Raw genomic sequence first — 17,816 nt, 5'->3', positions numbered from 1 at the left:
GGCCCTGGTGAGCGGTGTGCTCGGTGCAACGGGTTCGAAGTTACGGGGGTGGTGGTGGGGGTTTCAAGGATTCTGAGGTTTAGGCATGTCAGGGGGTGGTTACCGGTCGTAAGGATCAAGGAAATGGGGTGTTTTGAAGGCAAATGTCCCTATTTTCAAGATCGTTGGGGGGTGGGAAGTGGTCCGGGCCACAGGGGTGGGGCTGTGAGGCCGCGCACATGGTCGACGGTGGGTGACGGTGTCTCTGCCGGGGGTGGTGGAAAGGGTGGCGGGTCACCCGCCTCCGGGTGGCCCGCACCACAGCCCTCACCCGCCGTGCCCCGTGCAGGCACCGGGAGTGCTCGGCATAGCCTCGGGCCATGAGCAACGAGAGCGATGAGCGGTGGGACGCGGAGGCCTTCGACGAGGTGGGGGAGGGGACCGGGGAGCCGGGGGCGGCGGTCGCGCCCACCGGGTTCGAGCTGGGGACGGACGGCCCCAAGATGGTCCTGGCCGGGCTGGACGGATCGGACTCCGCCTGGCGGGCCACCGCCTACGCGGCCGGTCTGGCCCGGCGGCAGCACGCCACCCTGGCGGTCGCGTACATCCAGCCGGTGCTCGGTGCGGCCACCGCGCTCGCGGGCGCGGCGGTGGAGGAGACCACCCGGGAGATCGCCGACGAGCTGCTCGACACCCTGCGCGAGGCCGAGCACCGGCTGCGCGACGTCTGGAGGCTGGACTGGCGCTTCCTGACCGTCCGGGGCGACCCGTTCACGGGTCTGGCGCGGTTGGCGGACGAGCTGCGGGCGGACGCGGTGGTGGTCGGGGCCTCCGAGCAGGCCGGTCACCGGGTGATCGGCTCGGTCGCGGTGCGGCTGGTGAAGGCGGGGCGCTGGCCGGTCACGGTGGTGCCGTAGGGGAAGGGCGCGCGGACGAGGAGGCGACGAGGGCCGCGGTCCCGGGCGGATGCCGGGGCCGCGGCCCTGTGCGGTGCGAGGGGGGTCAGAGCACGGAGACGCCGTTGCCGCAGATGTTGATCGGGATGCTGATCGGGATTTGGATCTGGTTTCCGGAGAGCACGCCGGGGGAGCCCGCCACGACGCCGCTGGCGTAGGCGCCGCCGGTGTTGATACAGGTGGTTCCCCCGCCCCCGCCGCCCCCGCCGAGGAAGGCCGAGGAGGGCGGCGCGGCTTGGGTGGGGGCGCTGTGCGCGGAGTCGTCGCAGCCGCCGGCGAGGGCGGGACCGGCGGAGATGACGGCCAGCGCGGCGCTCAGGCCCGCGGCGAGCAGGTACTTCCTGGTGTTGGTCATGGGGAAGGAATAGCCAGCCGACACGCCGATGACCACATGATCCGACCGTGCGATCACCCGAGCGCAGTCGGAACCCCACCCCGATGCAGCAGCCGCCGAGCCCGGCCGGCCCACCTGCCTTGCCCGCTCTCGCGCCACCGGTCCGTCCGACACCGCGGTCCTGCTCCGGTCCCGGGCACCGGGACGGGGCACGACCGGGACACCCGCCCCGTGTTTCCGGGACATCGGCCGCCCGATGCTCGACGGACGGGCCGCGGCAGCGGCCCGCGGCCACCCGGCCGCGGCACGAACGGGAGACCCGCATGTACGCGCACTGGGGCACCTTCACCAAGAACGACAACCTCGGCAGCTGTCTCGGTCTGGCCCAGACCGCCCTCGAACGCCAGGGCTTCCAGGTCTGGGACCTCGCCGGGGACGGCGACTACCAGGTGATCGGCGGCAACGGCAACGTGATCGCCACCGTCGTCTGCGTCCCGCAGGGCCGGAACGTCTGGCTGACCGTCAGCGCCTACTCCACCGACTCGACGCTCGCCGAGCGCACCCGCAACGACGTGCGCTCGTACATCGTCAACTCCGTCCGCATCGACTAGGCGTCGGCGGGGTCGTACGGACCTCCCGGGCGCGGCCGTCCCGCGCCCGGGAGGTCCGCCGTGCCCGGGAGGCCGCAGCCTCGTCGACGTCCCGCATCCGGTACCGCGCGGCGCGGCCGCCGCTCCTCGTCCCCGCACCGTCGAGTGCCGCGCGCAGGAGTTCCTCCCGCACCGCGTCGTCCAGCCGCTCGATCCGGGTGCCGAACACGTGCTGGAGGCGGCGCGGAAGTCCGGCCGGGTGCGGGCCGGTCGCCGGTCCGCCGGCGGCGGAACCCCCGCCGCCCGGAGCGCCCCCGCTCCGGTGGGCCGCTCCCACGTACGGCGGGAGTTCCAGCAGCGCGAGCGGATTGCCGCAGGCCTGGTCGAGGACCAGCCGCCGCACCCCCGGGTCGAGACCCGGGTGGCGCCGGTCGAGGAGCCGTTCCGCGTCGCCGTCCGGCAGCGCGGCCACCGGGAGCTCCGCCAGCGCCGCCGCGTCGAACCCGGAGGCGACCTCGGACCGCACGCCGACCAGCAGGCGTACCGGACCTGCGGTGAGCCGGCGCGCCACGAAGCCGAGCACGTCGGCGCTGGCGGCGTCGACCCACTGGCCGTCGTCCAGGACCAGCAGTACCGGCCGCTCGGAACCGGTCAGGGACAGCAGGTCGAGGACGGCGATCCCCAGCGACATCAGCGACGGCGGCGCCCCGTCGCCGCGCCCGAGGACGACGTCGAACACCGCCCGGCGGGCGGCGTCCAGGCCGGTGGCCCGTGGAAGCAGGGGGTGCAGGAACTGGTGCAGTCCCGCGAAGGGCAGCTCGCTCTCCGCCTCGGCCCCGGCGGCCCGGAGCACCAGGTGCCCGGCGTCTGCCGCGTGCGCGGCGGCGTGGTCGAGCAGCGCGCTCTTCCCCACTCCCGTCTCGCCCCGCAGGAGCAGGGCCCCGGGCCCCGGCTCCGTCACGAACGCGGCCAGCAGCGCTTGTTCGCGACCCCGCCCGACCATCGTCCCCACGGTCGACCCGACCGCTCCCACCCCAGTGCCCACGACCGTCCCCGCACCTTTCCTCGCAGGTGGCCACACCTGCGGCCCCGGCTATCCTCCCCTTTCCCGCCGGGTGCCCCGTGAACTCCGGCCCCTGCCCCCGGCAACCCCGCCGCGCTCCGGGGGCGGCGGCGGGGCGCCGGGCCCGGCCCCGGGGGCGGGCCCGGTCCGGCGATAGGCTGCCTGACCATGACGGACATCTCGGTCGAGCCGCCCCGGACACCCCGCCGCCGTCCTGCCGGACGCGCGCCCCGGGAGACCGCCGACCGACCGGACGAGGGGGCCGCCGGCGCGGCCCGCGCCGGCGACGGTCCGTCCGGTGCCGACCTGCATCTCGACCTCCCCGTCACCGGCAGCCGCCGCGCCGCCCTGATGGGCGCCCTGCGTGAGGCGATCCGCAGCGGCCGGCTCGCCCCCGGTACCCGTCTGCCGCCCTACCGCGCCCTCGCCGCGGACCTCGGCATAGCCCGCAACACCGCCGCCGACGCCTACGCCGAGCTCGTCGCCGAGGGCTGGCTCACCGCCCGGCAGGGTTCGGGCACCGCCGTCGCCGACCGGGCCGAGCCCGTCGCCCCGACCCGCGCCCGCCGGCCGTCCCGGCCGCCGCAGCCCGCCCACGACCTGCGGCAGGGCCGGCCCGACACCGCCTCCTTCCCCCGCACCGCGTGGCTCGCCGCCGGGCGGCGCGCGCTCACCGCCGCGCCCAACGAGGCGTTCGGACCGGGCGATCCGCAGGGCCGCCGCGAGCTTCGCGACGTCCTCGCCGACTACCTGGCCCGGGTGCGCGGCGTACGGACCGATCCGGAGCGGATCGTGGTCTGCTCCGGCTTCGCCCACGGGCTGCGACTGCTCTTCGACGGTCCGCGGGCCGTGCTGCCCGCCCGGACCACCGGACCGCTCGCGGTCGAGGCGTACGGGCTGGCCTTCCACCGAGGGCTGATCGCCACCGCCGGGGCGACCACGGTGCCCCTCTCGCTGGACGAACGCGGCGCCCGTGTCGGCGAGTTGGCGCGCCACCCGGACGTCCGGACGGTCCTGCTCACCCCGGCCCACCAGTTCCCGACCGGCGGTCCGCTGCACGCCGGGCGGCGTTCGGCGGTGGTGGACTGGGCGCGCGGACGCGGCGGACTGATCCTGGAGGACGACTACGACGGCGAGTTCCGCTACGACCGCCAGCCGGTCGGTGCGGTGCAGGGCCTCGATCCCGAGCGGGTGGTCTACCTCGGCACCGTCAGCAAGAGCCTCAGCCCCGCGCTGCGCATCGGCTGGATGGTGCTGCCCGACCACCTGGTCGACCGGGTGCTCGCGGCCAAGGGGGAGCGCGAGGCCTGGGCGAGTGCGCTGGAACAGCTCACGCTCGCGGAGTTCATCGGCTCGGGCGGCTACGACCGGCACGTCCGGCGGATGCGCCGGCGCTACTGCGGCCGCCGGGACGCGCTGGTCGCCGCGCTGGCCTCGCGTGCCCCGCACATCGAGGTCTCCGGCATCGCGGCCGGCCTGCACGCGGTGCTCCGGCTCGCACCCGGAACGGAGCGGTCGGTCCTCAAGGCGGCCGCCTACCGGGGGCTGGCCCTGGACGGCCTCGCGGACTACCGGCACCCGCTGGTCACGCCCGAGGCGATGCCGGCCTCCGACGGACTGGTCGTCGGCTACTCCACCCCGCCCGACCACGCCTACCCGGCCGCACTCGACGCGCTCTGCGACATCCTGCCGGAGCCGCTCTGAGCGGCCGTCCGGCGCGGGGCCGGGAGCAAAGGGTAGGGTGTCCGGCCTTCCGGCGGGGCCGGAACCGGAAGGTAGTGGTTCCGGGCGTCCGCTCCGCTGTCATATGCCGGTACGGACCGGTGCGGAGGAGAACACCGGGGCGGGGCAGCCCGCCTACGCTCCATGGTCATGCGCACATCATTCCTGAGCCGCCTCGGCCTGCCCGCGATCCTCGCCCTCCTGATCGGCCTGCTCCTCTCGGCCGCCCCCGCCCATGCCGACACCCCCTTGCTCTCCGTGTCCTCCGACAAGGCGACGGCGACCCCGGGCTCCTCGGTCACCCTGACCCTGACCCTGACCAACCCGCACGACACCCCCGTGCAGTTCCTCTACGAGTCCATCCAGCCGACCTACGGCACGACCCAGGCCACCGGCCTGAAGTACGCCTTCGCGTCCTGCGGCGGCAACGTGAGCAGCTGTGACACCGGCGCCACCAGCGGTCTGGTCCACCACTCCGTGCCGGTCGCGGCGGGTGCCACCACCACCGTCACGCTGACCTACGACATCGCCGCCGACTCGGCCTGCGGCAACGGTGCGCGCATCGACTTCTACACGTACCTCTACTACGAGTACGCCTCGGGCACCGCCTCCGACTCCGGCATCTTCAACGTCCCCGGCAACGAGGTCACCTGCTCCTGATCCCGACCCCGCCCCGCCCCCGCTCCGGGCCGCAGCGCCCGGCCGGGGCCGCCCGGAACCCCCGTCAGGTGCCGATCGCCCCCGTACCGGCACCTGACGGGACTCCGGTGTCTCCCCCCGGGGCGTCGGTGGCCCACCGGGTCGGCGGTCCGCCGCGTGTGCGGCCCGTGCGCCCCGCGGATTGTCGGACCCGGATGGCAGGCTCGGCGCATGGCCGAACCGGTGACCACTGACATGTCGACGACCGCCCCGGGCGGGGGCGCGCCGCCGATCCCCGAGGCCGTCGCGGCGGCGATCCGCGCACGGGCCGGTGACCGGCTCGCACCGCTGGTGCACCGGCTGTTCCGTTCCTCGCTGGTCCTCGGGCCGGTCACCGGCGACGGCGAGACGGGTGGTGGTGAGAGGGACGAGGGCCGGCTCGGCGGGCTGCCCGCGCTGCCGGCCGGGACGGCCTGGCCCGCGTTCTCCGGCCGTCCGATGCGCTTCCTGGCCCAGCTGGACTGCGCCCGACTGGCCGGGGTGTTCCGGGCGACCGGGCCCGGCGACCGCTGGCCGCTTCCCACCGACGGTCTGCTGCTCTTCTTCCACGACGAGTGGCTCGCGGACTTCAGCGGCCGCGGCTGCCGGGTCCTGCACGTGCCCGCCGGGGCGCCGCCCCGAGCGGCACCGCCGAGCGAGCACGGCACACCCGCCGTCCCGGCCGTCCCGGTCCGGGCGTCGTGGGCGCTCTCCGCGCCGTCCTACCAGGACCGCGAGCTGGAGAACCTGTTCCCCGACGACTTCCTGGTCGCGCTCGACCTCGCCCTCGACCTCGCGGACCAGCTGCCCCGGCCGGCCGTGCGGGTGCTCGGCTGGTGCGACACCGACACCGGACGCCCCGAGGGCCACCGGCCGCTGCTCCAGATCGGGGGCGGCGCGCTGGACACGGCACGGGGCGCGTGCGCCGACGTCTCGTTCTGGATCACCGACGAGGACCTCGCGGCGGGCCGCTTCGACCTGGTCCGGCACGGGTTCGAGACCGTCTGACGGGGGCGGGCGCGGAACCCCCGACCTGATCGGTACCGGCCCCGCACCGGCCTTCCGCCCGGGACGGCCGGGCAACCGCCGGGCGACCGCCGGGCGGACGAACGGCGGGAACCGGCGGACTCGTCCTAGGCTGGGGTGAGGCCCGGAACGAGGGACCGGGTGCCCTGCCGGGGGTCGGTCGGGCGGTACGGCGGGGCGGTGAGACGAACGTGGTCCCAGAGCGAGAGCGGACCCCGGAGGGCGCGGAGCCGGGAACGGAGTCCGCGCCGAACCGGGCGGCCGCTCCTGCCGACAGCACCGATGCCGACAGCACCGACGCCGTCGGCACCGTACGCAGCGCCGACGTCGCGGCCGGCACCGACACCGCCGCCCCCGCCGTCGAGCTGCTGCGCTCGGTGCGCGCGCACCCGGGCCGTCTGCCGGAGCTGCTCGCGGTCTTCGCCGTCCGTCACCGCGGCCCCCGGGCCGCCCGGCGGACCGCCGCGCTCCGCGCGTCCCGCCCCGACGAGACCACGGGCGAGCTGGCCGTCCGGGCCGTCACGCACGCCCGGCGGGTCAGCCAGTCCGAGGGAGCGTTCGTCGGTGGGCCGTTCCTCTGGCTGGTGCCGTTCGCCTTCTGCAGCGCGCTGCTGGCCCAGGGGCAACTCCTCCTGGAGCTCGCCGCCCTCGCCGGGAAGGACCCGGTGGCACCGGCCCGGGCCGCCGAGATCCTCGTCCTCCAGGGGGCGTACCCCGACCTCGCCGCCGCCGAGCGCGCGCTGGCGTCCGGCCCCGATCCGGTGCCCGGCGGTGCGCCCGCCGGTCGGGACCGCCGGACCCGGCGCATCCGCGGATTCGCCTCCCTGATCCGGCGGATGGCCCGCCTGCTCGGGCTGACGAGCGAGGGCGAGGACCCGCCGCCGTCCCGTTGGCGTTCCGCCGGCGGGTGGGCGCTGCTGGCCGTGGTCTTCCTCCTCGGTACGGTCGCCCCGCTGGTCTGGCTGCCGTACATGGGGGCCTCCTACAACCGGGCCACCGACCGGATCGCCACGCGTGCGGTGGGTTTCCACTTCGGCGGCGCTCCGGCGGGCTGGTCCGGGCCCCGCCGGACCCGCACCGACCCCGGGATGGTGGTGGCGGCCGCCCGGGCCGTGGCCTCGCTGGCCGTCCCGCTGGGAGCGGTCGTCGTGCTGCTGCTCGCCGACGTCCGGCTGTTCGAGAGCCGGTGGCCCGCGCTCGCCTTCGTGGTGATCGGGCTCTCCGCCCTGGTGGGCACCTTCTGGTACGTGGCACGACGGCGCGAGCGGGACCACCGGGACCGCGGCGAGCCGTAGCGGGGGGCGGGCCGTCGAGGGCCGGGTGCCCCGCCCGCTGCCCGGGCCGGGTGTCCGCCCGCCCCGCGGACCGGGGAAGCGCCCGGCCGCCGCCCGCCCCGGACCCGTACGGCCGCTGCTCCCAGGCCCTCTGACGGATGGTCACCGCGCGAAGGTTAGGCTGCCCGCAGGGCCGCGTGGAGCGGCCGGGAGAAGGGTGACACGGGTGCGAACCGTACGAGACCAGCGTGTGAACGGCGGGCCTGCCGATGCCGCCGGCACCACCACCGGCGCCGACATCACCATCACCGACGCCGGCGACGGCGCGCGCACCACCGCAGGTGCCGGCAGCACGGGGACGGCGGCCGGGGCCGGCCGGCGCCCCAAACTGCGCGCGGTACCCGGCCACCGGCTCGCCGGGCTGCCGCAGCTCGCCGGGGCGGACGAGCGGTTGCGGCACGAGATCGCGGTGGTCGCGGCGGTGCTGCCGTTCAAGGTGAACAACCACGTCCTGGAGGAGCTGATCGACTGGCGGCGCGTCCCCGACGACCCGATGTACCGCCTGACCTTCCCGCACCGGGACATGCTCCCGGCGGAGCTCTTCGACCGGATCTCCGCGCTGATCTCCGCCGGCGCCCCGCGCGAGCGGCTCGCCGAGGCGGTGGCGGCCGCCCGGCGCGCGCTCAACCCGCACCCGGGCGGGCAGCTGGAGGAGAACATCCCGGAGCTGGACGGCCGCCCCGTGCCCGGCCTCCAGCACAAGTACCGGGAGACGGTGCTGCTGTTCCCCGCCCAGGGCCAGAGTTGCCACGCCTACTGCGGCTACTGCTTCCGCTGGGCCCAGTTCGTCGGTGAGCCGGACCTGCGGCAGAGCCTGCCCGGTCCGGCGACCGCGCTGGACTACCTGCGGGCCCACCAGGAGGTCGCCGACGTGCTGATCACCGGCGGTGATCCGCTGATCATGTCCACCGCGCGGCTGGCCGGCTACGTCGAGCCGCTGCTCGGTCCCGGGACCGAGCACCTGCGGACGATCCGGCTGGGCACCAAGGCGCTGGCCTGGTGGCCGCACCGGTTCACCACCGACCCGGACGCCGACGACCTGCTCCGCCTGTTCGAACGTGCGGTCGCCGCCGGGCGGCAGGTGGCGGTGATGGCCCACGTCAGCCACCCGCGCGAGCTGGCCGGCGAGGCGGTCCGGGCGGCCGTGGCGCGGATCAGGTCCACGGGGGCGGTGATCCGGGCCCAGGCGCCGCTGATCCGGCACGTCAACGACTCCCCGGACGTCTGGGCCGCGATGTGGCGGGACATGGTGCGGCTCGGCATCGCGCCGTACTACCTGTTCGTGGAGCGGGACACCGGGGCGAGCTCCTACTTCGAGGTGCCGCTGGCGCGGGCGGTGGAGATCTACCGGGACGCGGTTCGCCAGGTGTCGGGGCTGGAGCGGACGGCGCGCGGGCCGGTGATGTCGGCCGGGCCGGGGAAGGTCTGCCTGGACGGCGTCGCGGAGGTCGCGGGTGAGCGGGTCTTCGTCTGCCGGTTCCTGCAGGCCCGCGAGCCGGAGCGGGTGGGCCTGCCGTTCTTCGCCCGGTACGACGAACGGGCCACCTGGTTCGATCAGTTGAGGCCGGCGTCGTTCGAGCGGAGGCCCTGGTTCGCTGGGGATTCGCAGCTCGCGGGGGAGCCCGCGCTGGTCTGATCGGCCCTCGGCGGCCGACTCTGTTCGACAGGCGAACACGTGTTCCAGTCGCCCGCACCCCGCCGGCCGGGGTGCGGGCGTTCACGTTGCTCCGTTCGGGTCAGGTGAATCGTTCCTACGTCTGGACGATTCGCATGCGCAGAAACGTGTCGGCGTTGTGGGGCCCGGCTGACGGATTCAAACCCTCCGCTCGGAGAGATTCACCCTATCGGGGGGCACTCCACCGCCATACGGGGTCGGTCGGGCCTTGGTGATCTAGGGTTCCCGGTGGATCGACCGAGTGGCGCTCCACTTCGTGAACGCCATCAACACCCTTGCCGATACGTGTATCTGATGAACCGTCGAGACCGTTCACCCGGCCACCGCCGACCGGGCGGCCCCGTCGGCGGGACCTGCGCAGACGACGTGACCTGACCAGATGAAGGAGAGCCCTGCCGATGCCCGTGGAGACCAGCCCGGAGACACAGCAGGTGGTGCAGTCGAGCCTCACTACGGCCGCTGCCCGCAATCTCGCCACCACCACCAAGTCCGCGCCGCAGATGCAGGAGATCACCTCCCGCTGGCTGCTCAAGGTGCTGCCCTGGGTGCAGGCCGCCGGTGGCGCCTACCGAGTGAACCGCCGCCTCACCTACACCGTCGGCGACGGCCGGGTCGAGTTCATCAAGACCGGTTCCGAGGTCCGGGTCATCCCGCAGGAGCTGGGCGAACTCGCCCTGCTGCGCGGCTTCGAGGACGACGGGGTGCTCACCGCGCTGGCCGACCGCTGCGAGCAGCGCGACTTCGGCCCGGGTGAGGTGCTCGCCGAGCGCGGAGCGCCCGCCGACCGGATCTACCTGATCGCGCACGGCAAGATCAACCAGATCGGCACCGGCAAGTACGGTGACGAGACGGTGGTCAGCGTGCTCGCCGACGGTGACCGCTTCGGCGAGCACGCCGTCCTCGACGCCGACGCCGTCTGGGAGTTCACCGCCAGGACGGTGACCTCCGGTACCGTCCTCTCGCTGCCCCGCCGGGACTTCGAGGCGATCCGGGACGGCTCGCCCGCGCTGCAGGAGCACCTCGGGGCCTTCCTCGCCCTCCCGCTCCAGCGCCAGAACGAGCGCGGCGAGGCCGAGATCGCCATGTCGGCCGGCCACCACGGCGAGTACGAGCTGCCCGGCGCCTTCGTGGACTACGAACTCAAGCCGCGCGAGTACGAGCTGAGCGTCGCCCAGACGATCCTCAAGGTGCACACCCGGGTCGCCGACCTCTACAACCAGCCGATGAACCAGATCGAGCACCAGCTCCGGCTGACCATCGAGGCGCTGCGCGAGCGCCAGGAGCACGAGCTGGTCAACAACCCGGAGTTCGGTCTGCTCAACAACGCGGACTTCGCCCAGCGGATCCAGACCCACTCCGGCCCGCCCACCCCGGACGACCTGGACGAGCTGCTCAGCCGCCGCCGCGACCCGGACTACCTGCTCGCCCACCCGCGGGCCATCGCGGCGATCGGCCGTGAGTTGAACTCGCGCGGGATCTACCCGCACCACGTCGACCTCGGCGGGCAGCAGGTGCCGGCGTGGCGCGGGGTGCCGATCCTGCCGTGCAACAAGATCCCGATCACCAAGGAGAACACCAGCTCCATCCTGGTGATCCGGACCGGCGAGGACAACCAGGGCGTCATCGGCCTGCACCAGACCGGCCTCCCGGACGAGTACCAGCCCGGCCTCTCGGTCCGGTTCATGGGCATCGACGAGAAGGCGATCATCTCGTACCTGGTCAGCGCCTACTACTCGGCCGCGATCCTGGTGCCGGACGCGGTCGGCGTGCTGGAGAACGTCGAGGTCGCGCACGGCCGCCGCTGATCCGTGGCGCCGGGCGCCCGGCCCGCCTCGACGCGGCGGCCCCGTCGTGACGACCGTGCCGTGACGAACCCGTCGTGACGACCGGTCCGGCCCGTGACCCGGGCCCCGGGCTCGCGACCGGAACCGGTCCGGCCGTGACGGGCCGCCCGCATGATCGTTTCACCTGGTACCGGACGGCCCGCCCCCCGAGGCGGGCCGTCCGGTGTCGGCCCCCTTCCGGCGCGTCCGACCTTCCTGACGACACGAGAGGTGCATGGAGCCCATGCCCCAGTCCCAGCCGCCCCGACGGATACCGGTGGACGGGCAGTCGTGACCGCGGACCCCACCGCCGCGAGCGACGGCACTCCGAGAGACGGCACTCCGAGAGACGGCGCTGCGAGAGACGGTGCTGCGAGCGGCGGTACCCGGCGCGACGGCGTCACCCGCGGCCGTGACCCGATCGGCGCCGGCACCTCCCGCGCCCGGCGGATCCGGCTGGCCGGAGCGGCGGCCGGGGTGGCCGCGCTCTGCGCGCTGTTGAGCGGTTCGGCCGCCGCCAGGACCTCGGGACAGTACGGCGGAGGGCGCCCGCACGGGCCGGTCGTCAGCACCTGCGTCTCCACCGGGACGGACGTCTCGGTGGGGGTCGGCCACGGGGGAGTGGACGTCCAGGTCGGCGTCGACGTGGAGGTGGACGTCACCGTCGACCTCTCCGGGACGTCGCACCACCCGGGCTCGCCGACCCCGAGGCCGTGGCCGCCGAAACCCTGGCCCACCAAGCCGTGGCCACCGAAGCCGACGCACAGCCATCCGTGCCCGACGCCCACGCCCAAGCCGACACCCACCCCGACCCCGACTCCCACACCCACACCCACCCCGAAGCCCACTCCGACCCCGACACCCACCCCGGTGCCGACACCGCCGCCGACCCCCGCGCCGGTGCCGCCCCCGGCTCCGCCCTCCCCGACGCCGCGGCCCACCACGCCGCCCGCGTCCCCGCGGCCGGTGCCCACCCCGGTACCGACGCCGAGGCCGACGACCCCGCGGCCCACCGCACAGCCGGTGGTGCCGCCCCCGCCGGCGCCCCGCCCGCCCGCGCCGACGCCACCACCGCCCCCGGCACCCCAGACCCAGGCACCCCAGACCCAGGCACCGCAGAGCCCGGCCCCCGAGCCGGTGCGCCCTGCCCCGACGGTGAAGCCCGTCCGGATCCCGCAGGCCCCACCGGTGCAGGCCCCGGAGCGGCACCACGGCGCCGCGCCGACCCGGACCATGCTGGTGATCACGGTGCCCGCCGTGCTCGCGGCGGTCGCCCTGCGTCCGCGCGGAGGCTCCGGCCGAGGCGGCTCGGGGGGTCGCGGAGGCGCCGGCGGTTCCACCGGGTCCGCCGGTTCGAGCGGCTCCGGCGGCTCAGGCGGTACCGGCAGCTCCTGACACCGCGTCGGTCCGACGTGAGCACCACCGGGCCGCCCGCAGCGGCTCGCAGTTCCGCCCCCGGTGCACCCGGCCCGTGCCTCCCACCCCGGCACGGGCCGGGTCCGATCCGATTCAGCCCGATCCGATCCGACGAATGACCCGACCCAGAGAGGAGTTCCCATGTCCGAGTGGTTGGCGCTGGCCATCGCCATGCTGGCGGCCTGTGCCGTCGTGGTGGCGGTGGTGCTGCTGAGGCACCGCCGCGCCGGTGAGGACGAGGACACCGACGAGACACCGGACGTCATCGAGTACATGACGATGATGATCGGCGTGGTCTACGCCATCGTGCTCGGCCTGGCACTCGCCGGTGTCTGGGAGGCACGCGGCGTGGCGCAGGACGACGTGTTCCGCGAGGCGCAGGCGCTGCACGAGGTGAGCGAGCGGGCGCAGGTCTACCCGGTCGAGTTCCGTGACAAGGTCCGTGCCGACGTCGACGCCTACGTCTCCTACGTGGTCGACGTCGAGTGGACGTACATGCGCGAGAACGGCGAGATCTCCGACCGGGGCACCGAGCTCCTCGCGAAGCTGCGCAGCGACGTCGCGACCCGTCCGCCGGCCAGCGACCTGGAGGCCCAGGCGTACCAGCCGATCATGGACCGGATCGGCATCGCCGACGACGCCCGCAACGCGCGGGGCCAGAACGCCGGACCGACCATGCCGGGTGTGGTCTGGTTCGGCCTGATCGTGGGCGCCGTGGTGACGGTCGGGATGGTGTTCGCGCTCCAGATCAGGCGCTCGGCACGGGAGTTGCTGCTCGCCGGGGTGTTCAGTGCGCTGATCGCCTTCCTGCTCTTCCTGATCTGGGACTTCGACGACCCGTTCGGACGGAGCGTCTCGGTCACCACCGAGACGTTCACCGACCTGTTCCCGGCACTGGGCGGCGGGAAGGAGTGACCGGCCGGTCGAGCAAGTCACCCGGACCCGTCTCCCGGCGGCCCCGGCCTTCGATACTCTGATCGGGCCGTCGGGGGCCGGCCCCGGCGTGCATGCCGAGAGGATCCGCGCGCGTGGCCTACCGACAGCCCCACCAGGGCGACCCGTACCCGACGACCCAGCGCCCCGGGCGCGCCTGGTGGTGGCTGCCCGCCGAGGAGCGCCGGAGGCGGCGCCGCCAGCGCAAGGAGTGGAAGGCCTACCTTCGCAAGCACGGGGAGAAGAAGAAGGACAACGACTGCCTGGACAACCTCGACTGCAGCGGCGGTTGCGACGGTCCCTGCCTGCTCCTGTTCTTCCCGGTGATGACGGTCGCGGGTATCCGGTTCGCCCTCGCCGGAGGCCGCGGCCGACGGCACGGCGGCGCGGCGGGCCGGGTCGACCCGGCCGCGCCGGTGCCCGGCGGTTTCGCGGCCGGGGTGCTGTACGGGGCCGTGCGCTACTACCGCACCGAGATCAGCCCCGAGCGGCCGGCCTGCTGCCCGTACACGCCGACCTGCTCGACGTACGCCGTCCAGGCGCTGCACCGGCACGGTGCGGTGCGCGGTGCGCGGCTGACCGTCGGCCGGCTGTTGAGCTGCCGCCCGGGTGCCGCCCGCCGGGGTGGCGGCGTCGACCCGGTGCCGGAGCGCTGACCGGGCCGGGCGGCCCGGCAGACGGAGGGGCCGCGCGGATCACGGTCGAGAGGTGATCCGCGCGGCCTCCGGCATCAGCCGGCGAAGCGTCAGTGCAGGCTGCTGTTCATGGCGTTGAGCAGCGAGCCCGAGGCGTCGTCGTTCTCCAGGGCGAAGGCGAACAGGCCCGCCAGACCCTTGCTCCTGGCGTACGCGCCACGGGCCTGGATGGCCTGCGGGGTGTCACCGGTCCAGAAGTTGGTGCCGTCGTACACCCAGGACGACTCGGTCACCGGGTCCCAGTGGGTGTTGGCGGCGGTGGCGTTGAGCTCCTTCCAGGAGGCCAGACCGGCCTCCGCGCTGAGCGGCTTGGCCGGCGTCGGGCCGGTCGCGCTCTGGTACAGGCCGAAGTTCGAGCCGGCCGGCACGCCGGTCCAGCCGCGCCAGTAGAACGGGAGGCCCAGCACCAGCTTGTTCGCCGGGAAGCCGCCCGCGATGCCGTACTCCGGCAGGCCGGTGGTGTAGGCGGCCAGCGTGGTGTCGATGTTGTACTTGCGGGTGCCCGGCGTGATCGGCGTGGTCGGGTCGGCCGGGCTGTCGTGCAGCGGGTCCTGGTGGTTGGTCGGGCCCTTGGCGTCCCAGGCACCGTGCATGTCGTAGGTCATGACGTCGGCGTAGTCCAGGTACGCGCCGATCTTGTCGGTCTCCAGCTGTGCGATCTTGTCCTGGCCGCTGGGCAGGGCAGCCGTCAGCAGGAACCGCTTGCCCTGCGCGCTGCCGAGGGCGTCCAGCTGGGTGCGGAACTCCTTCAGCAGCAGGGTGAAGTTCTGCTTGTCGGCGGGGGAGGTGTGGTTGCCGGTGTGCCCGCCGGCCGAGCCCGGGTACTCCCAGTCGAGGTCGATGCCGTCGAACAGGCCGGCCGCCGAGGCCGCGCCGCCCGCCGGGTCACCGGCGATGTTGGTCGGCAGGTTCCCCTTGAGGAACATGTCGAGGCAGGAGGAGACGAACTTCTTGCGCGAGGCGTCGCTCGCGGCGGCGTCGGAGAAGTACTTGGAGTACGTCCAGCCGCCGATCGAGATGCTGAGCCGCAGGTTCGGGTACTTGGCCTTCAGCTGGCGCAGCTGGTTGAAGTTGCCCTTGAGCGGCTGCTCCCAGACGTCGGCGCTGCCGTCCACGCTGGTGGCGCCGTTGTAGTCGGCCTGGTAGTCGGCGTAGGCGTCACCCGCGCCGTCGCCGGCGTTCGGGTTGTTCTCGTTGGCCGAGTCCGAGGCCTTCACCGCCTGGAAGCAGGTGAGGTTGGTCGGGTGGATGTTGGCGAACGCGTAGTTGATGACGTCCAGCTTGCCGGCCGCACCGCTGGTGTCCACGTTCTTCGCGTGGTACGCGTTCTCGTACACGCCCCACTGGTCGAAGTAGGCCGAGCGGAAGGGGCTGTTGGCGGGGGCGGCGGCGGTGGTGGTGTTCACCGGGGCGGACTGGGCGGACGCGTGACTGCCGGAGTAGCCCTGCACGGTGAAGGTGTACCCGCGGGTCGGCAGCAGCGAGCTGACGGCGACCGAGGTGCCCATGGAGGTGGCCACCAGCTGGTTGCCCGCGTACACCTTGTAGGAAACGGGGCCGTCGCCGCTGGTGAGGGTGGACGGCTGCCAGCTGAGCACGACGGCGTTGTGGGTGACCTTGGTGACCGTGACGCCGTTCGGGGTGGTGACCTTGCCGTCCCCGGCCGGGCCGGTGCCGGTCGAGGTGGCCGTCGGGGTGGGGCTGGTGGTGGCCGTCGGGCTGTTCGACGCGGTGGGGCTGTTCGACGCCGTCGGGCTGTTGGAGGCCGTGGGGCTGGTCGTGACGGTCGGGCTGCTGGTGGCCGTCGGGCTGGAGCTGCTGGTCGGTCCGGCCGGGCCGGTCAGGCTGAGGTCGTCGGCCCGGTAGGCGCCGGTGCCGTACCAGCCGTGCGTGAAGACCGTCACCGAGGTGGTGGCCGCGCCCGTGGTGAAGGTGGTGCTCAGCTGCGTCCAGCCGGTCGCGTTGGGCGCCCAGCTCTGGGAGTTGACGCCGGTCCCGGTCGCGCCGAGATAGACGTAGCTGCCCTGCACCCAGCCGGAGAACGTGTAGGTGGTGCTGGGCCGGACGGCGACCGTCTGCTGGCACTGGGCGGTGTCGGCGGCCGAGGCGGCGCCGCTGAGCGCGTAACTGCCGCCGTGCACCGGGGTGGTGACGACGGAGCCGTTGGCGCAGGTCCAGCCGGCCAGGCCGCCGGTCTCGAAGTCGGCGTTGGTCAGCAGGTTGACGGCCGCGGCCGAGGCGGTGTCGAGCGTGAGGGCGAGGGCGGCGCTGCCGGTGGTGAGCGTGGCCGCCAGGGCGAGCGCGGTGGCCCGTCGGCGTGGTGCGGCGGCCCGGCGTTGGGCAGGGCGCGCGGGCATGACCCGGTCGTGCATGGGTGATCCTCCGGAGGAGTGGGGTTCCGGCGGTGCGGTCGGCCCGGGATGGGCCTGGGAGCCGAACCGGGCGCTGTGGGGGCGCGCGGGCGGGTGTGGAGCGCGTTTTCGGGTATGCGTGTGGTGCTCGTGACGCGGACCGGACAGGATCCCGCATCACGACATCACAGATTGGACTGGACCAATATTCGCCGTCAAGGGTGCCCCGCGGAACGGTCGTCGGCGACGGCCGGACCGGTACGGTGGCCTCCCGAGGAGCCCCGCGTCGAACGGAGAACGGGTCATGGACAGCCGCGCCTGGGACGACCGCTATGCCGCGAGCGAGCTGGTCTGGGGCACCGAACCCAATCGCTGGGTGGTCCGCGAACTCGCCGGGCTCGCCCCCGGGCGCGCCCTGGACCTCGCCGCGGGGGAGGGCCGCAACAGCATCTGGCTCGCCGGCCGGGGCTGGGAGGTCACCGGTCTGGACTTCTCGACGGTGGCCCTCGGCCGTGCCGAACGGCTCACCGCCGCCCTGCCGGACGAGGTGGCCGACCGCCTGACCTGGCGGCACGGGGACGCCCGCACCTTCGAGGCGCCGACCGGCGGCTACGACCTCGTCGTGGTCGCCTACCTCCAACTGCCCGCGGAGGAGCGCCGGACGGCGCTGCGTCGCGCCGCCGCCGCGGTGGCGCCCGGCGGCACCCTGCTGGTGGTCGGCCACGACTCGACCAACCTGACCGAGGGCGTCGGCGGCCCCCGGGATCCGGAGGTGCTCTTCACCCCGGGTGACGTGCTGACCGACCTGGTCGGTGCCGGTCTGCACACCGTTCGGGCCGAACGGGTGCGCCGTGCGGTGGCCGTCGAGGGTGGCCACCGGCTCGCGACCGACGACGGCGCCGGCGGTGGTGCGGGCGGCCGTCCGATGGAGGCGATCGACGCCCTCGTCCGCGCGGAGCGGGTCGGCTGACCCCGGGCCGGTCCCCGGGCCGGTCCCCGGGCCGGTCCCCGGGCCGGTCCCCGGGCCGGTCCCCGGGCCGGTCCCCGGGCCGGTCCCCCCGGTCCCCGGTTGCCGGTTGCCGGTCGCCGGCCGCTCGTGCCGGTGGATCCGGAGCGAAGTGACGAGGTGGCGTCAGTGGCGAACGGTTTGCTGTTTCGTGTACGGGGCGGACGGGTGCATTCGTCATTTCGCAAAACCGTTGAAGGTGAATTCCCCGGCGGTTAGGGTTCGGTCCGGCAGG

General features: G+C 74.3%; 14 protein-coding genes. 11 read left to right on the top strand and 3 right to left on the bottom strand.

All coding sequences use genetic code 11. The annotated features are described in order from the left end of the window. Positions 1 to 482 precede the first annotated feature (482 nt). Positions 483 to 896: a universal stress protein gene (locus PUR61_RS23410; RefSeq protein WP_329881332.1), complete on the top strand. Its 414-nt coding sequence runs from the start codon at positions 483 to 485 to the stop codon at positions 894 to 896. 85 nt (positions 897 to 981) lie between these two features. Here PUR61_RS23410 and PUR61_RS23405 read toward each other — a convergent pair whose 3' ends face one another. Further along, entirely contained in the window at positions 982 to 1,290 is a 309-nt protein-coding gene (locus PUR61_RS23405; protein WP_329881320.1) for a chaplin family protein, read from the bottom strand. Positions 1,291 to 1,592: 302 nt separating this feature from the next. On the opposite strand from PUR61_RS23405, the gene PUR61_RS23400 reads away from it, so the two are divergent. Beyond that, positions 1,593 to 1,880 (top strand): hypothetical protein, encoded by a 288-nt coding sequence (locus PUR61_RS23400; protein ID WP_329881319.1) that lies wholly within the window; start codon positions 1,593 to 1,595, stop codon positions 1,878 to 1,880. Here PUR61_RS23400 and PUR61_RS23395 read toward each other — a convergent pair. After that, a complete protein-coding gene (locus tag PUR61_RS23395) occupies positions 1,858 to 2,862 on the bottom strand; it encodes an ATP-binding protein (RefSeq protein WP_329881318.1) in 1,005 nt (334 codons plus the stop codon). The genes PUR61_RS23400 and PUR61_RS23395 overlap by 23 nt on opposite strands. 228 nt (positions 2,863 to 3,090) lie before the next feature. Between PUR61_RS23395 and pdxR the strand changes: the two genes are divergently transcribed. The 8 genes from pdxR (at position 3,091) to yidD (ending at position 14,185) form a co-directional block, all read left to right on the top strand. Further along, positions 3,091 to 4,626, top strand: a complete 1,536-nt coding sequence (gene pdxR, locus PUR61_RS23390; protein WP_329881317.1) for a MocR-like pyridoxine biosynthesis transcription factor PdxR — start codon at positions 3,091 to 3,093, stop codon at positions 4,624 to 4,626. Between the two features lie 168 nt (positions 4,627 to 4,794). Continuing rightward, the gene (locus tag PUR61_RS23385; protein WP_329881316.1) at positions 4,795 to 5,304 is read left to right on the top strand and encodes a hypothetical protein; all 510 of its coding nucleotides are present in this window, start codon (positions 4,795 to 4,797) and stop codon (positions 5,302 to 5,304) included. A gap of 210 nt (positions 5,305 to 5,514) precedes the next feature. Further along, on the top strand, positions 5,515 to 6,330 hold the full coding sequence (locus PUR61_RS23380) for a DUF1963 domain-containing protein (RefSeq protein ID WP_329881315.1): 816 nt from the start codon (positions 5,515 to 5,517) through the stop codon (positions 6,328 to 6,330). Between the two features lie 209 nt (positions 6,331 to 6,539). Further along, a complete protein-coding gene (locus PUR61_RS23375; RefSeq protein ID WP_329881314.1) occupies positions 6,540 to 7,643 on the top strand; it encodes a hypothetical protein in 1,104 nt (367 codons plus the stop codon). A 205-nt stretch (positions 7,644 to 7,848) separates the two neighbouring features. Then, entirely contained in the window at positions 7,849 to 9,318 is a 1,470-nt protein-coding gene (locus PUR61_RS23370; protein WP_329881313.1) for a KamA family radical SAM protein, read from the top strand. Positions 9,319 to 9,755: 437 nt separating this feature from the next. Further along, positions 9,756 to 11,162: a family 2B encapsulin nanocompartment shell protein gene (locus tag PUR61_RS23365; RefSeq protein WP_329881312.1), complete on the top strand. Its 1,407-nt coding sequence runs from the start codon at positions 9,756 to 9,758 to the stop codon at positions 11,160 to 11,162. A gap of 1,575 nt (positions 11,163 to 12,737) precedes the next feature. Further along, on the top strand, positions 12,738 to 13,511 hold the full coding sequence (locus PUR61_RS23360; RefSeq protein WP_329881311.1) for a bestrophin-like domain: 774 nt from the start codon (positions 12,738 to 12,740) through the stop codon (positions 13,509 to 13,511). 113 nt (positions 13,512 to 13,624) lie between these two features. After that, the gene (gene yidD / locus PUR61_RS23355) at positions 13,625 to 14,185 is read left to right on the top strand and encodes a membrane protein insertion efficiency factor YidD (RefSeq protein WP_329881310.1); all 561 of its coding nucleotides are present in this window, start codon (positions 13,625 to 13,627) and stop codon (positions 14,183 to 14,185) included. Between the two features lie 89 nt (positions 14,186 to 14,274). Here yidD and PUR61_RS23350 read toward each other — a convergent pair whose 3' ends face one another. After that, positions 14,275 to 16,596 carry a glycosyl hydrolase family 18 protein gene (locus PUR61_RS23350; protein ID WP_329881309.1) on the bottom strand — a complete coding sequence of 774 codons (2,322 nt, stop codon included), beginning with the start codon at positions 16,594 to 16,596 and terminating at the stop codon, positions 14,275 to 14,277. A gap of 283 nt (positions 16,597 to 16,879) precedes the next feature. Between PUR61_RS23350 and PUR61_RS23345 the strand changes: the two genes are divergently transcribed. Next, positions 16,880 to 17,545 carry a class I SAM-dependent methyltransferase gene (locus PUR61_RS23345; RefSeq protein ID WP_329881308.1) on the top strand — a complete coding sequence of 222 codons (666 nt, stop codon included), beginning with the start codon at positions 16,880 to 16,882 and terminating at the stop codon, positions 17,543 to 17,545. The last annotated feature ends 271 nt before the right edge of the window (positions 17,546 to 17,816 follow it).

Origin of the sequence: Streptomyces sp. BE20, assembly GCF_036322525.1 — a bacterium.
Lineage (GTDB): Bacteria > Actinomycetota > Actinomycetes > Streptomycetales > Streptomycetaceae > Kitasatospora.
Note: the sequence above shows the minus strand (reverse complement) of the source record. Positions and strands in the feature narration are given on the sequence as shown.

Excerpts from the sequence above, each read along its gene's own strand:
- PUR61_RS23410 (WP_329881332.1), top strand. The coding sequence starts at position 483 with ATGGTCCTGGCCGGGCTGGACGGATCGGACTCCGCCTGGCGGGCCACC.
- PUR61_RS23405 (WP_329881320.1), bottom strand. The coding sequence starts at position 1,290 with ATGACCAACACCAGGAAGTACCTGCTCGCCGCGGGCCTGAGCGCCGCG.
- PUR61_RS23400 (WP_329881319.1), top strand. The coding sequence starts at position 1,593 with ATGTACGCGCACTGGGGCACCTTCACCAAGAACGACAACCTCGGCAGC.
- PUR61_RS23395 (WP_329881318.1), bottom strand. The coding sequence starts at position 2,862 with ATGGTCGGGCGGGGTCGCGAACAAGCGCTGCTGGCCGCGTTCGTGACG.
- pdxR (WP_329881317.1), top strand. The coding sequence starts at position 3,091 with ATGACGGACATCTCGGTCGAGCCGCCCCGGACACCCCGCCGCCGTCCT.
- PUR61_RS23385 (WP_329881316.1), top strand. The coding sequence starts at position 4,795 with ATGCGCACATCATTCCTGAGCCGCCTCGGCCTGCCCGCGATCCTCGCC.
- PUR61_RS23380 (WP_329881315.1), top strand. The coding sequence starts at position 5,515 with ATGGCCGAACCGGTGACCACTGACATGTCGACGACCGCCCCGGGCGGG.
- PUR61_RS23365 (WP_329881312.1), top strand. The coding sequence starts at position 9,756 with ATGCCCGTGGAGACCAGCCCGGAGACACAGCAGGTGGTGCAGTCGAGC.
- PUR61_RS23360 (WP_329881311.1), top strand. The coding sequence starts at position 12,738 with ATGTCCGAGTGGTTGGCGCTGGCCATCGCCATGCTGGCGGCCTGTGCC.
- PUR61_RS23350 (WP_329881309.1), bottom strand. The coding sequence starts at position 16,596 with ATGCACGACCGGGTCATGCCCGCGCGCCCTGCCCAACGCCGGGCCGCC.
- PUR61_RS23345 (WP_329881308.1), top strand. The coding sequence starts at position 16,880 with ATGGACAGCCGCGCCTGGGACGACCGCTATGCCGCGAGCGAGCTGGTC.